This is a genomic window from Amycolatopsis sp. VC5-11, assembly GCF_037034185.1.
Lineage (GTDB): Bacteria > Actinomycetota > Actinomycetes > Mycobacteriales > Pseudonocardiaceae > Amycolatopsis > Amycolatopsis nivea.
Genome location: NZ_JBAGKF010000005.1, coordinates 415,578 through 428,396, shown reverse-complemented (window position 1 = coordinate 428,396; position 12,819 = coordinate 415,578). Strand labels below are relative to the sequence as shown.

At 69.4% G+C, this 12,819-nt stretch carries 14 protein-coding genes; 5 read left to right on the top strand and 9 right to left on the bottom strand.

The window, feature by feature from the left end:
* Window positions 1-28: 28 nt before the first annotated feature.
* On the bottom strand, window positions 29-1,318 hold the full coding sequence (locus WA670_RS19200; protein ID WP_037815065.1) for an MFS transporter: 1,290 nt from the start codon (window positions 1,316-1,318) through the stop codon (window positions 29-31).
* Between the two features lie 87 nt (window positions 1,319-1,405).
* Window positions 1,406-2,749, bottom strand: a complete 1,344-nt coding sequence (locus tag WA670_RS19195) for a M20/M25/M40 family metallo-hydrolase (protein ID WP_336158411.1) — start codon at window positions 2,747-2,749, stop codon at window positions 1,406-1,408.
* A gap of 66 nt (window positions 2,750-2,815) precedes the next feature.
* Between WA670_RS19195 and WA670_RS19190 the strand changes: the two genes are divergently transcribed.
* Together WA670_RS19190 and WA670_RS19185 are read left to right on the top strand one after the other, a co-directional pair.
* Window positions 2,816-3,361, top strand: coding sequence for a winged helix-turn-helix domain-containing protein (locus tag WA670_RS19190; protein WP_205669959.1), 546 nt, complete (start codon window positions 2,816-2,818; stop codon window positions 3,359-3,361).
* A 91-nt stretch (window positions 3,362-3,452) separates the two neighbouring features.
* Complete coding sequence (locus tag WA670_RS19185) at window positions 3,453-4,676, top strand: cytochrome P450 (protein WP_240690662.1); 1,224 nt, start codon at window positions 3,453-3,455, stop codon at window positions 4,674-4,676.
* Here the strand turns inward: WA670_RS19185 and WA670_RS19180 are convergent.
* From WA670_RS19180 to WA670_RS19155, 6 genes are all read right to left on the bottom strand, one after another.
* Complete coding sequence (locus WA670_RS19180) at window positions 4,565-4,936, bottom strand: VOC family protein (RefSeq protein WP_134663544.1); 372 nt, start codon at window positions 4,934-4,936, stop codon at window positions 4,565-4,567. The genes WA670_RS19185 and WA670_RS19180 overlap by 112 nt on opposite strands.
* Window positions 4,937-4,985: 49 nt before the next feature.
* A complete protein-coding gene (locus WA670_RS19175; RefSeq protein ID WP_037815060.1) occupies window positions 4,986-5,582 on the bottom strand; it encodes a GNAT family N-acetyltransferase in 597 nt (198 codons plus the stop codon).
* A gap of 143 nt (window positions 5,583-5,725) precedes the next feature.
* Window positions 5,726-6,685, bottom strand: a complete 960-nt coding sequence (locus tag WA670_RS19170) for a hypothetical protein (RefSeq protein ID WP_336158410.1) — start codon at window positions 6,683-6,685, stop codon at window positions 5,726-5,728.
* A gap of 103 nt (window positions 6,686-6,788) precedes the next feature.
* A complete protein-coding gene (locus tag WA670_RS19165) occupies window positions 6,789-7,166 on the bottom strand; it encodes a hypothetical protein (protein WP_336158409.1) in 378 nt (125 codons plus the stop codon).
* A gap of 75 nt (window positions 7,167-7,241) precedes the next feature.
* Window positions 7,242-7,859 (bottom strand): response regulator, encoded by a 618-nt coding sequence (locus WA670_RS19160; RefSeq protein ID WP_134663545.1) that lies wholly within the window; start codon window positions 7,857-7,859, stop codon window positions 7,242-7,244.
* A complete protein-coding gene (locus WA670_RS19155) occupies window positions 7,856-9,031 on the bottom strand; it encodes a sensor histidine kinase (RefSeq protein ID WP_238607301.1) in 1,176 nt (391 codons plus the stop codon). The genes WA670_RS19160 and WA670_RS19155 overlap by 4 nt, the downstream gene beginning before the upstream one ends.
* 171 nt (window positions 9,032-9,202) lie before the next feature.
* On the opposite strand from WA670_RS19155, the gene WA670_RS19150 reads away from it, so the two are divergent.
* From WA670_RS19150 to WA670_RS19140, 3 genes are read left to right on the top strand one after another with little or no spacing between them, the layout of a single operon-like run.
* A complete protein-coding gene (locus WA670_RS19150) occupies window positions 9,203-10,219 on the top strand; it encodes an ABC transporter permease (RefSeq protein ID WP_336158408.1) in 1,017 nt (338 codons plus the stop codon).
* The gene (locus WA670_RS19145) at window positions 10,219-10,917 is read left to right on the top strand and encodes an ABC transporter ATP-binding protein (protein ID WP_275294652.1); all 699 of its coding nucleotides are present in this window, start codon (window positions 10,219-10,221) and stop codon (window positions 10,915-10,917) included. Before WA670_RS19150 ends, WA670_RS19145 begins: the two co-directional genes overlap by 1 nt.
* Complete coding sequence (locus tag WA670_RS19140; RefSeq protein WP_037814871.1) at window positions 10,914-11,336, top strand: DUF2871 domain-containing protein; 423 nt, start codon at window positions 10,914-10,916, stop codon at window positions 11,334-11,336. Before WA670_RS19145 ends, WA670_RS19140 begins: the two co-directional genes overlap by 4 nt.
* A 52-nt stretch (window positions 11,337-11,388) precedes the next feature.
* On the opposite strand, the gene WA670_RS19135 is transcribed toward WA670_RS19140, so the two are convergent.
* Window positions 11,389-12,783 (bottom strand): MFS transporter, encoded by a 1,395-nt coding sequence (locus WA670_RS19135; protein ID WP_336158407.1) that lies wholly within the window; start codon window positions 12,781-12,783, stop codon window positions 11,389-11,391.
* Window positions 12,784-12,819 lie beyond the last annotated feature (36 nt).

The following is a 12,819-nucleotide window of genomic DNA, read 5'->3' as shown; positions in this document are numbered from 1 at the left end:
CGATCGAGAGTCCACAACGGACCAGGACTCACCGCACCCGCAACCGCCGCCGCGCGAAAACCAGAGCGCCCAGGCTCAGCACCGCCAGCGCCATCACGTAGTAACTCGGCGCCAGATTGCTTCCCGTCACCTGGATCAGCCAAATCACCACCAGCGGCGTGAACCCGCCGAACAACGAAGCCGTGATGTTGTAGCTGACCGACAGTCCGGTCGCGCGGGTCCGGGTCGGGAAGACATCGGCCATCATCGTGCCCAGCGGGCCGACATACCAGACCTTGACCAGGCCGATCGCGGCCATCACCGCCGTCATCATCGCGAACGTCGGCTGGCTGTTCAGCGCGAGGAACAGCGGGAAGATCGCGAGCAGCATCACCGAGCAAGCGGCCGCCATCAGCGGGATCCGGCCGGTCCGGTCCGACAAGCGCCCGGCGACCGGGGCGAGGACGGTCAGCACGATCTGAGTGACGATGGTCGTGGTGAAGGCCAGCGATTTGGGCAGTCCTAGGTTGCGGATGGCGAAGGTCGGCATGTAGATGATGAGGTAGCTGATCGCGGTGGACACCGCCATCGCGCCCATCGCGACCAGGATCCGGGTCTTCTGCGAGCGCAGGACTTCCCGCAGCGGCGCCTCGGCGGCGTCCTCCTCGAACGCCGGGGATTCCTCGACGTGCCGCCGGATGTAGTAGCCGATCGGGGCGATCAGCAGGCCGAAGGCGAACGGGATCCGCCAGCCCCACGACCCGAGCTGCTGTTCGGTGAGCACCGCGCTCAGCACCGCGGCGAACACGATGCCCAGCAACGTGCTCAAGCCCTGGCTCGCCGCGCCCCAGCTGCCCATGAATCCGCGGCGTTTCCGGTTGCTCTCCACCAGATACGCGGTCGCGCTGCCGAATTCGCCGCCCGCGGAGAAGCCCTGCAGCAGGTTGGCGAACACCAGCCCGATCGGGGCTGCGATGCCGATCGTCGCGTAGTTCGGCATGATCGCGATCAGCAACGAGGCGACGGCCATGATGCGGATCGACCACACCAGCGCGGCTTTGCGGCCCGCGCGGTCGGCGTAGGAGCCGAGGATCATCCCGCCGAACGGGCGGATCAAATACGCGACCGCGACACTGGCGAAAGCCAGCATCAGCGAGACCGCCGGATCCGTCGCGGGAAAGAATTGTTTTGCCAGGACGTCGGCGAACAGGGTGTAGGCCCCGAGGCTGAACCATTCCAGGGTATTGCCGATCGTGGCCGCGAGCACGATCCGGGACGAGCGCGGCGAGGGGGTGTTTTCGGTTCTGACGGCAGGGGAATCGGGAGCAGGGATCGACATGGTCGCCTCCGGGGCGGTGCGTTCGGCGTCATTGGTGAAGCGCGGTTCCGGGCACACCGGCCCGGACCAACCATGTGCGCGGGGAATTCAGCGAAGCTTGCCCAATTCGAGCAGGACATTCGCGGCGGCGGTGATTCCGGCGTGGAACCGGGCGAGTTCGAAATTCTCGTTGGGGCCGTGATTGTGCTCGTCGACGTTGGCGAGCGGGATTCCGTAACAGGGCAGGCCGAGGCCGTCGGACAGCGCGGCGATCGGCAGGCTCCCGCCCATCGCGGGCACCAGCACCGCCGGACGGCCGGCGGCCGCGCTGACCGCGTCGGCGATCACCGCGGTGTAAGGCGATTCCGGCAGCGTCCGGGACGCTTCCATCCGCCCGCCCGGTACGTGCAGTTCCGCGTGCGGAAGGTGTTCGGCGAGGTGCGCGCGCAACGCCTCGATGACCGTCGAGGCACGCTGGCCGCCGATCGTCCGGATGTCGCAGCGGGCGACCGCGACGGCCGGAATGACCGTGCGGTGGTCACCTTCGTCCAAACAGGACAGTGAGTTGATGCTGAAGGTGGGCAAAGCCAAGCGGTCGTTGAACCCGACGCCGTCGGGCACGTCCATCCGGTCCAGCCCGACTTCGGCGAGCGCGGCGGGAACGTCGACCGGGAGCGCGTCCAGCGCGTCCCGTTCCGACGGGCTCAGCGGAACCATGCCGTCGGCGATTCCCTTGACCAGCACCTCGCCTTCGGGCGAGCGCATCGTCGACAGCAGCCACACCAGCTCCCACGCCGGATTCGGCGCGACCCCGCCCCAGTTTCCCGAATGCAGCGCCGCCGGGGCGCCGTGCACCCGGATCTCGAACCGGACGGCACCACGCACGCCGAGACTGACCGTCGGCTCGCCGCTGTCGTGCACCGGACCGTCGCTCCACAGCACCAGGTCCGCGTCCCACTCGTCGCGCAGACCGGCGAGCGCGGACTCCAGGTTCGGGCTGCCGATTTCTTCCTCGCCGTCGAGCAGAACGGTCACGCTGCACGGCAGTCCGCCGGTCTCGGCGAGCGCGCGCAAGGCAAGCAGCTGCGCGAGGTGCTGCCCCTTGTTGTCCCCCGTGCCGCGCCCGTACATCCGGCCGTCCCGGACGCTCGCCTCGAACGGCGGACTGTCCCAGGCCGCGAGCGGTCCGGCGGGCTGGACGTCGTAATGGCCGTAGATCACCACGTGCAGCGATCCGGGCGGCCCGTCGGCGCGGCCCACCACCAACGGCCAGCCGCCGGTCTCGACCCGCCGCGCTTCGAGCCCGCTGCGCCGCAGCAACTCGCACGCGAACTCCGCCGCCTCCGCCATGCCCTCGCCGGTGGCGCTCACGCTCGGGACGGCGATCCACTCGGCCAGCTCCGCCTCGTGCCGCTCCCGGTACTGCTCGACGTACGACTCGATGCGGCGCACCCGACCTCCAGTGATTTCACTTTCTGATATCGATGCCATCGAAGCAAATCGGCTAAGCTGCTGTCAATGGACGACCGTCTCCCGCGCCAAGCGACCGCCGACGACCTCCGCGCGCTCGCACACCCGCTGAGCTGGCGGATTCTGCGGCTGTGCCTGGATTCCGCGTGGACGAACCAGCAACTGGCGAAGCGGCTGCAGGAGTCGCCGGCGACCGTCCTGCGCCGGGTCCACGCACTCGCCGAAGCCGGTTTCCTGGTCGCCGAACCGGCCCGCCGGAGCGACCTCGGTGCCTGGGAACGCCCCTACCGGACGACGCGGCGGACCTGGCACCTCGACCTCGACCAAGCAGGCGATCCGGCACTGACCGCACGCGTCGAACTGGCGACCCTGGACGCCCACCGAGCCGAAATGCTCGAAGCCGACCCCACGTCGATCCAGCAAACCCGCCGCGGCGTGGTCCGGCTGAGCGACGAGGCCGCGGCCGAACTGCAGTCGCGATTGGACGCACTGCTGGACGAGTTCGTCGCGCGCGAGGAACCGGCCGGGCGGAGGCATTCGTTCCTGTGGAGCGTGGTCGAACGCCCCGGAGAGCCGGATATCGCCGAAGACTGAGGCGCACGTCACATCCCTTTTGTCTGATTACCGGGCTCCCCCGCGCAGCCATGCTTCAGCTCCGAAACGCACTCGACCGTGAGGAGCTGGCATGACCGGCAGCGAAACCTTCCCGATGGCGCGGGCGGCTGGATGCCCCTTCGCCCCCGCCCCTGGATTGACGGCGCGGCCACCGGTGTCGCGGGTGCGGCTGTGGGACGGCAGCGAGCCCTGGCTGATCACCCGGTATGCCGATGTCCGTGCCGTGCTTGCGGATCCGCGCGTCAGCGTCGATGTCGCGCAGCCTGGTTTTCCGCACACCAACGCGGTCAGCAAGGCCCGGGACGCGCGGATGAAGACTCTGATGCAGATGGACCCGCCGGAGCACACCGTTCAGCGGCGGATGCTCGCCTCGGAATTCACCGTCCGGAAAATGGCGGCGTTGCGGCCGCGTATTCAAGAGTTGGTGGACGACCTTCTTGACGGAATGCTCGCGGGGCCGAATCCGGCCGATTTGGTCGAGGCGTTCGCGATGCCGCTGCCCTCGTTGGTGATCTGCGAACTGCTCGGCGTCCCTTACGCGGATCGCGACTTCTTTCAGGGAGTGGCCCGCACACTCGTCATGGACGACCCGGACCCGGCGCGTGCCGTGGCTGCCAGCGAAGAGCTGAATGCGTATCTGGAAGACCTCGTCGCCACGAAATCCGCCGGGCCGGGCTTGCTCGGCAAACTGGCTCCCGCGATGGCTCCGCGCGAGATCGCGGTGCTGGGGCAGCTTCTGCTGGTGGCGGGCCACGACACCACCGCGGCCATGATCGCGTTAGGCACGGCCGTGTTGTTGACGCATCCGGAGCAGTTCCACGATGCGGCGGATCCGGTGGAGGAATTGTTGCGCTACTTGTCGATCACGCACACCGAAGCGCGTCGCGTCGCCTTGGCGGATCTTGAAATCGGCGGGCAGGTGATCCGCGCGGGCGAGGGCATCATCGCGGTGAAGAGCACCGCGAATCGGGATCCGCTGGCCTTTCCGGATCCCGATTCCTTCGACCTCCACCGGTCCGCCCGGCACCACGTCGCGTTCGGCTACGGGCGGCACCTCTGTCTGGGTGCGCCGCTGGCGCGGGTGGAGTTGCAGGTCGCGTACTCGACGTTGCGGCGACGGGTGCCGACGCTGGCGCTGGCGGTGCCGCTGGATCGCTTGGAGTTCAAGGAGAACGCGATCTTCTACTCGGTGCGCGAACTGCCCGTCACGTGGGCGAGCACGTTGACCACATTGCCGCCTGGATCCTCGACGAAAAACCGTCGCACGCCCCACGATTCGTCGGTCAACGGATAAACCACCCGCAGCCCGCGCCGGACCGACTCGGCGTGGGCTGCGTCGACTGCCTCGGGGGTGCCGAGATCGATGCCCCAGCGAGGGACGGGGTCGGTGCTTCCGGGCGGGAGGACGAGCACCTGCGCGGCCGGGTTGTCGCTGCTGCGGAGGCCGAGCGCGGGATGGTCCATGGCGACGTCGAGTCCGAGGACGTGGACGTAGAAGTCGCGGGTCGCGGCGTCGTCGATGCCTTCGGAGTAGGCGATGATGCGGTTGATCACCCGGTGAGCGTCGCAGATCCGCCGGGCGCGGGTCTTGGAGAAAGGGGAGCTAGCTGCCGGCGGAGTAGGCGATGCGGCGGTGCCGTCCGGGGCGTTGGACTCGCCAGTGCCGTCCGCGCGACGAGGACCGGCCGGAGTCGCGAGCTTCCAGTGCCACGTGACGCTCCGCGAACTGTTCGGCGGTGATGCTCATCAGAACGGGGTACTTGACCTCCCCGCGGAGCAACTCGGCGTCGCGGAGCCGGCCCTCTTCCCGGAAGCCCAGCTCGCCGTGCAGCGCCAGCGAGGCGAAGTTGCTGCCGTTGACGCTCACCTCGCACGCCCGGTACCGGCACCGTTCGAACATGAACGCCAGCAGCAGCGCGACCGCGTCGGCGGCGTAACCGCAGCGACGGTGCTGCGGGCCGATGCCGACGCCGTAGCTGAACCGGCCGGAGAACGGGTCCGTTTCGACCCACACGGAGCCGACCAGCGTCCGGTTGTGCAGGGTCTCGATCGCGAAGTGGAAGCCGTCCGGGGAGGAGTGCCCGCGGTGCGTCGCCCAGTGCCGGTAGCCGCCGACCTGCGGATCGCGCGCCCGGACCGAGTCCCGGTCGAATCCGGCGAGGGTGCGCTGGTCGCCGGGGCGGACCTCGCGCAGCCGCACCTTCCGTCCGACCTCGTCGACCCGCCACGGGGCGACGGCGCCGGACCGGGGCCGCCGAGACGCATTCGTGATCATCGGGAGTGATGGTACCGGGCCGCGCCCTGGCGCGTTCCAGAGAATCCCCCGTTCGGTTCCCGGCCTGGTTACTCGCCGCAGTTTCCCTTGGTGGGCAACGGTTTGTCCGGGTCGAACTGGCCTGGTGCCCGGCTCATCGAGGGACCTCCGTAGTCCGGGTCGCTGAACGCGGGCGCGAGGTCCTCGGGGTTGCCCGTGCGGCACGCGATGCTGGTGTAAAACCCGCCGCCGTCGCCGGTCCACAGCCCGCGGCTGCCCGGCGCCCACCGCGGGCCGCTGCGCAGGATGTAGTCGCGGTCGACCCGGACGAACGGTTCCAGATCGGCGGGGCCGTAGACGACGCGGCTGCCCGGGTCGAAGGCGTAGGCCACCACGTAGGAGACGTGCACCGTCAGCTCGCCGGATGCGCCGGGGCGGACGGTCATCCTCCCCGTCATCCGCGGCGGCACGGGAAGCAGGTGGTAGCCCTCGGCGAAGTAGGTCACGTAGCCCTGGACGTGGGCTTCCAGGTCCTTGCGCGCGTCCGGGGCAAAGAGACCGACGTACCCGGACGGATGCCGCCCGACCTGGGTGTCCGGGTCGAACTGCGCGACCTCGACCGCGTGCTTGACCTGTTCCTGTGCCTCGCCCACCTGCTTCGCTGAGAATGAGCCGACCTTCGCCGGGGCCGGGATCTTCAGTCCGGCGATGCCTTCGGGCCAGTTCTGCGCCGGGGTGTCGAGGAACGGCCGGGTCAGGTCGACGTGCCCGGAGTCCGGGAGATCGGTCGGCGCGGGCGCGGTGGTGGTGGTCAGCGCGGGTGTGGCGGGAGTGCTCCCGGCGACTTCCTCCGCGCGCGTCCCCTGCTTCCACAGGTAGAACCCCGCCGCCGCCACGACGATCACCACCGCGCCCCAGATGGCGGCCAGCCTGCGCCGACGCGCGCGGCGGCGGCCGCGGCGCAGGCCGGTCCAGGCTTCCTTCTCGGCGTGCCGCTGCCAATCCGGGTCCATCAGGTCCGGATGGCTCTCGATGTCGTGCTCGTCCACGTGCCCCCGCCTGTCTCGTCGATCTCGCATCGAAAGATCGACAACCGCGAGCAGGCGTTACGAGCGGCCGGGCTTCGCAATCATTTCGGAATCCAAGCGGGGTTCAAATCAATTTGCACGGAATGTCGGCATTCTCGTCGAGATGATACGAAGCGCACACGCGGTGGTAACCGTCCGCGATCACCAGGTCGTCGGCCGTCTCGAACCCGGGGTGGCCGTGCCCGCGGACGAGCAGGACCGGCGAGAGCGCTTTGCCGTCCTTGACCTTCTCGAGGTCCTTCGCGACGTGCGCGTTGTCCTCCGGGAGAAGCTTCAGCTTGCTGGCCCGGAGGATGTCTTTCGCTTTGCGGTGCGTCAGTTTCGCGTCTTTCAGCTGATCGACCAGACGGGTCGCGATGTCCTCGGGCGCGACCAGGGTGAGATAGTCGGATGCCGCAGGATAATCGTGCTCGTCCGGTTCGTCTTTCCAGTGTTCCTTCACGACGCCTCCCTCGATTCGACGGGAGCCATTGTCGTCCGGTCGCAGGCGGGCGGGCCAGGTCCGAAGCGGTACGCGTCAGCGGCGGATCAGCCCCTGCGCCTTCCCCGCCGCCACCGCAGCGGTCCGGGAATCCACTCCCAGCTTCGTGTAAATGTGCACTAGATGCGATTTCACCGTCGCCTGGCTCAAAAACAGCCGTTTGCTGATCTCCAGGTTCGACAATCCGTCCGCGACCAGACCCAGCACCTCGATTTCCCGCGGCGACAACGCGGCAGCCGGGGTGCGCATGCGGTTCATCAGCCGGTGCGCGACCGCGGGGGCCAACACGGTCTGTCCGGTGGCGGCGTTGCGCACCGCGGCGGCGAGGTCTTCCGGCGGGGCGTCCTTCAACAGGTATCCGGTCGCGCCCGCTTCGATCGCGGCCAGGATGTCGCCGTCGGTGTCGTACGTCGTCAGGACCAGCACTTTCGGCGCGTCGGCCGCCGCGGTAATCGCCGCGGTTGCTTCGGAGCCGTGCATTCCGGAGCCGAATTGGAGGTCCATCAGCACGACGTCCACGCCTGCCGCCAGCCGCACGGCCTCTTCGGCGGAGGACGCTTCGGCGACGACTTCCAGGTCCGGTTCGGTTTCCAGGACGGCGCGCAATCCGGCGCGGACGACGGGGTGGTCGTCGGCCAGCAGGAGGCGGATCATCGCGGGTCCACGGGGAAGCTCACGGCCAGCGCGGTGCCGTTGCCGGGCGACGATTCCACCGTCCACGAGCCGCCGAGGGAGCGGGCGCGGGCGCGCATCGCGGGCAGGCCGAAGCCGCTGCCGCCGCGCACTTCCTGCGGGTCGAAGCCGATGCCGTCGTCCACGGCGTCCAGGGTGATGCTCGTGTCCATGTAACTCAAGGTCAGCTCGGCGCGGCCGGCCGCCGCGTGCCGGACGGTGTTGGCCAGCGCCGACTGGGCGATCCGCAGCAAGGCGACCTCGTACGCGGTCGGCACGTCGAACGGGGTGCCGCTGAGGTGAAAGTGGACAGTCAGGCCGGAACGCTGTTGCGTGGTCGCGCACAGGCGTTCCAGGGCTGCGGGCAAGGACGCGCCTTCCAGTTCCACCGGGGCCAGTGCGTAGACGAGGCGGCGGGCTTCGGTGAGGTTGTCCTGGGCGGCTTGCCGGGCTTGCGTGACGTGCGGGACCGCGGCGTCGGGACGGTCCGGCAGCGCACGCTCGGCGGCGCGGAGCAGCAGGTGGATGCTCGAAAGACCCTGCGCGAGGGTGTCGTGGATTTCCCGCGCGAGGCGTTCCCGTTCGGCCAGCACGCCCGCGGAGTGTTCCATCGCGGCGAGGTCGTTGCGGGTCTCGCGCAGCTCCTCGATGAGCTGCCGCCGTTGCTCGCTCTCGCGGTAGAGCACCTGATAGCCGAGCACGGTGGCGATCGCGACCGCCGCCCCGAGCGCCGGGCCGATGATCACGCCGACGCTGAATCCGCCTTGGTGGCGCGTGAAACCGGCGATCGCCAGGACCGTGGTCAGCGCGACGACAGCCGGGCCCCAGCGCGTCGGCAGCAGGTGCATTTGCAGGAAGTACAGCGGGAAAGCCAGCCACACCCCGTCGGGCGTGAGCCACAGCAGCACGAGCCACGCGACGCCCAATACGGCCAGCCACCCGGCCGTCGCGCCCGGCAACCGGCCGACGCGAGGCAGCAGCGGGCCCGCGGTGTAGACGCCGCCCATCACCAACGCGCCCGCCAGCACCGCGGGCGCGTGCGGCACCCCGTCGGCGAACGCGCGCGCGACGGCGAGCACCAGCAGCCCGGCGAGCAGGAGGTGCAGGCAGACGCGCAGCACGCGCAACGGCCGGTCGAGGGTGTGCGGGTTCACGAAAGCGGCTACCTCCCCCGCCGATTGTCCGGGTCCCGGCCGGAATCCGCATCAATCGAAAGGTTGAGCGGCGAGTGCACCCATCGATTCCCGGGAGACCGTCCGCGGCGCGATGTCCCCGCGCCCCGGCCGGACGACGCTGGGAAGCACACCGAGAAGGAAGGGACGCACATGTTCGTCGCGTGGCGGGATCTGCGCTTCGCCAAGGGGCGGTTCGCGTTGATGGGAACCGTCGTCGTGCTGATGACGTTGCTGGTCGGGCTGTTGTCCGGGCTGACCGCGGGGCTGGCCGCGCAGAGCACGTCCGCGATCACCGGGTTGAAGGCCGACCACCTGGTCTTCGCCGAACCCGGCAGCGGATCGCTCTCGTTCGGACAGTCCACAGTGACCCGTGCGCAAGCCGCGCAGTACGCCCGGGTCCCGGGAGTGACCAGCGCGGAGCCGATCGCGATCAGCACGGCCAGCGCGGCGGTCGGCGAGCGCACCGCGACCTTGGCGGCGTTCGGAGTCCAAACCCAGAGCCCGGGCACCGCGGTGCTGTCCACCGATGCGGCTGACGCGTTGAAGGCCCGCGAAGGCGATCAGCTCACCTTGCAAGGCCAGAAGGTCACCGTGTCCGCCATCTCCGGGGACGCGTCCTACAGCCATCTCCCAGTGGTGTGGACGCACCTCGCCGGTCCAAACGCGACAGTGCTCGCGGTGACCACCGGCCCGTCCGTCGATCTCGCCGCCGCGGACGCCCGCCTCGGCACCCGGACCGTCACGAAGGACGACGCGTTGTCCGCGATCGGTTCGTATTCCGCGGAAAACGGCTCGCTCCAGCTCATGCGCGGCTTCCTGTTCGTGATCTCCGCGCTGGTGATCGGCGCGTTCTTCACCGTGTGGACGATCCAGCGCGGCCGCGACATCGCGGTGCTGAAAGCGCTCGGCGCGACGACGAAGTACCTGTTGCGGGACGCGCTCGGCCAGGTCGTCGTGCTGCTGGTCGGCGGGACCGCGCTCGGGACCGGGCTCGCCGCCGCGCTCGGAGCGGTCGCGTCCGGGACGGTGCCGTTCGTGCTCAACGCGGGCACCTTGCTCGGCCCGGCGGCGGTGCTGGTGGCCCTCGGGGTGCTCGGCGCCGCGCTCGCGGTCCGCCGCATCACGTCCGTCGACCCGCTGACCGCCCTCACCTCCGGAGCGCACTGATGAGCCTGCACCTGTCCGGCATCACCCTCACCTACCCCGACGGCGATTCCCGTCTCACCGCTCTCGACCAGGTCGACCTCCACGTGCCCGCCGGGAGCGTCGCCGCGGTGGTCGGACCGTCCGGGTCCGGCAAATCGAGCCTGCTGGCCGTCGCCGCGACGCTCATCCGGCCCGATCGCGGTCGCGTGGTCGTCGGCGGCGTCGACACCACTGAGCTGGACCGCGCCGCGCTGGCGGAACTGCGGCGCACCAAGATCGGGATCGTGTTCCAGCAACCGAATCTGCTCGCGTCGCTCACCGCGGCGGAACAGCTGGAAGTCATGGCGCACCTGAGCGGAACGCCGCGCCGCGAGGCGGCGAAACGGGCGGCGGAGTTGCTCGACGCCGTCGGGCTGGCCGATCGCGCGACGCACCGGCCGGGCCGTCTTTCCGGCGGACAGCAGCAACGGGTCAACATCGCGCGCGCCTTGATGAACGAGCCCGCCGTGCTGCTGGTCGACGAACCGACGAGCGCGCTGGACCAGGACCGCGGCGCGGCGGTGATCGATCTGCTCACTACGATCACGCATCAACAGGCGACGGCAACCGTGCTGGTCACCCACGACCGCTCCCACCTCGAAGGGGTCGACTCGGTGCACGAGGTCGTCGACGGACGGATCCACCAGCCGGCCCGGGCCGGCGCCGAGGAGAACCGATGACGAAGAAAATCTACTGGGCCGCCGCGATCTACACGATCCTCGGCCTGCTCGGCGGGCTGTACTACCGCGAACTGACCAAGGCGGAGCACTTCACCGGCGAAACCCAGCTGTCCATTGTGCACACTCACCTGCTCGCGCTCGGGACGCTCGTGTTCCTGATCGTCCTGGTGCTGGACAAGGTGTTCACGCTCTCGGCGACGAGGTCGTTCGCGCCGTTCTTCTGGATTTACCACGCCGGGATGCTCGTCACGGTCGGCGGAATGGTCGTGCACGGCACGCTCACCGTGCTGGGCAAGGAATCCGGCGCGGCGATCGCCGGGATCGCCGGGCTGGGGCACATCCTGCTGACGGTCGCGTTCGTCCTGTTGTTCGTCGGTCTCCACGGCCGCATCTGGAAGCCCGCCGAGTCGAAGGCGTGACGTGAAGGACTCCTTGAGGGAATCTCATTCCCTCAAGGAGCCCTTCACGGACTTACTGGCGGCGGAAGGTGAGAGCCGCGAGGATGGCGCCAACCAGCGCGATCACCGCTGATCCGACGAACGCGACCGAGTAGCCGTTCGTCAACGCCGCCGGGTCGCCGAGCGCGCCCGCGCCGGAAGCAGCAGCCAGTGCGGTCATCACGGCCAGCCCCAGCGCCGACCCCACCTGGTAGCCGGTGTTCACGATCCCCGACGCGAGGCCCCCTTCTTCCGGCCGGGCCGCGGAAATCGCCGTGCCGAGCGACGGGATGAACGCCAGCGACATCCCCAGCGCCGCGACCAGCGACGCGGGCAGGACGTCCACCCAGAAGCTGCCGTCCGCGCGCACCAGCGCGAGCCAGCCCAGCCCGGCCGCCAGCAGCAGCAACCCGGCGACGATGGGCGGCTTCGGGCCGAACTTGCCGATCACCCGCGGGGCGAGGGCGATCATCCCCAGCATGATCAGCGCGGTCATCGGCAGCAGCGCCGCACCGGCCGGGAAGGCGCGGAAGCCGAGCACCTGCTGCAGGTAGAGGTTCAGGAAGAACCACATCGGAATCCACGCCGCGCCAAGGAAAACCTGCGCCAGGTTCGCCGCGCCGAGCCGCGGGGCGCGGAAGATCGACAGCCGCATCAGCGGAGTGCGGGCTTTCGCCTGCCGGACAACGAAAACCGCGAGCAGCGCGATACCGGCACCGAGCGCGATCCACGTCGCTGCCCAGCCCGCTTCCGGAGCGCGGACGATTCCGTACACCAGGGTCCCCAGGCCGAGCGTGACGGTCAGTGCGCCAAAAACGTCCACGGTGCCACGGGTTCCGGCCGCCCCGCCGGGGAGTACGGCGCGGATGGCGAACAGCGCGAGCACCGCGATGGGCACGTTGAGGTAGAAGACCCACGGCCACGAGAGGTACTCGGTGATCACTCCGCCGAGGAACACCCCAGCGGTACCGCCGGCCGGAGCCGCCGCGCCGTACAGCGCGAGGGCTTTCGTGAGTTCCTTCGGGTTGCTGCCGAAGAGCATCATCAGCAACGTCAGCGCGGACGGGGCGATGAGCGCGGCTCCCGCGCCCTGCACGATCCGGCCGGCGAGTTCGACCGGCACGTTCCCGGCGGCCCCGGCGAGCACCGAACCGGCCAGGAGAATCGCCCACCCGGCGGCGAAAAGCCTTCTGGCGCCGAACAAATCCGACAGTCGTCCGCCGAGCAGCAGCAGGCCGCCGAAGGCGATCACGTAAGCGTTGAAAACCCAGGACAGCGTGCTGGGCGTGAAGCCGAGGGCGTCGCGCATGCGCGGCAGGGCGACGCCGATGATCGAGGTGTCCATGATCACCATGAACTGGGCAAGGGCGATCAGTCCGAGCGCCCACCAGCGGAGGGTGTTCGGCCGGGTGTCCGGGGCAGCAGTCATCGTCTTTCGCTTTCTCTTCAAGGGGAACGGCAGCAC

Bases quoted from the DNA above. Each gene is read 5' to 3' on its own strand.
- WA670_RS19200 (WP_037815065.1), bottom strand. From the start codon at position 1,318: ATGTCGATCCCTGCTCCCGATTCCCCTGCCGTCAGAACCGAAAACACC.
- WA670_RS19190 (WP_205669959.1), top strand. From the start codon at position 2,816: ATGGACGACCGTCTCCCGCGCCAAGCGACCGCCGACGACCTCCGCGCG.
- WA670_RS19185 (WP_240690662.1), top strand. From the start codon at position 3,453: ATGACCGGCAGCGAAACCTTCCCGATGGCGCGGGCGGCTGGATGCCCC.
- WA670_RS19160 (WP_134663545.1), bottom strand. From the start codon at position 7,859: ATGATCCGCCTCCTGCTGGCCGACGACCACCCCGTCGTCCGCGCCGGA.
- WA670_RS19150 (WP_336158408.1), top strand. From the start codon at position 9,203: ATGTTCGTCGCGTGGCGGGATCTGCGCTTCGCCAAGGGGCGGTTCGCG.
- WA670_RS19145 (WP_275294652.1), top strand. From the start codon at position 10,219: ATGAGCCTGCACCTGTCCGGCATCACCCTCACCTACCCCGACGGCGAT.
- WA670_RS19140 (WP_037814871.1), top strand. From the start codon at position 10,914: ATGACGAAGAAAATCTACTGGGCCGCCGCGATCTACACGATCCTCGGC.
- WA670_RS19135 (WP_336158407.1), bottom strand. From the start codon at position 12,783: ATGACTGCTGCCCCGGACACCCGGCCGAACACCCTCCGCTGGTGGGCG.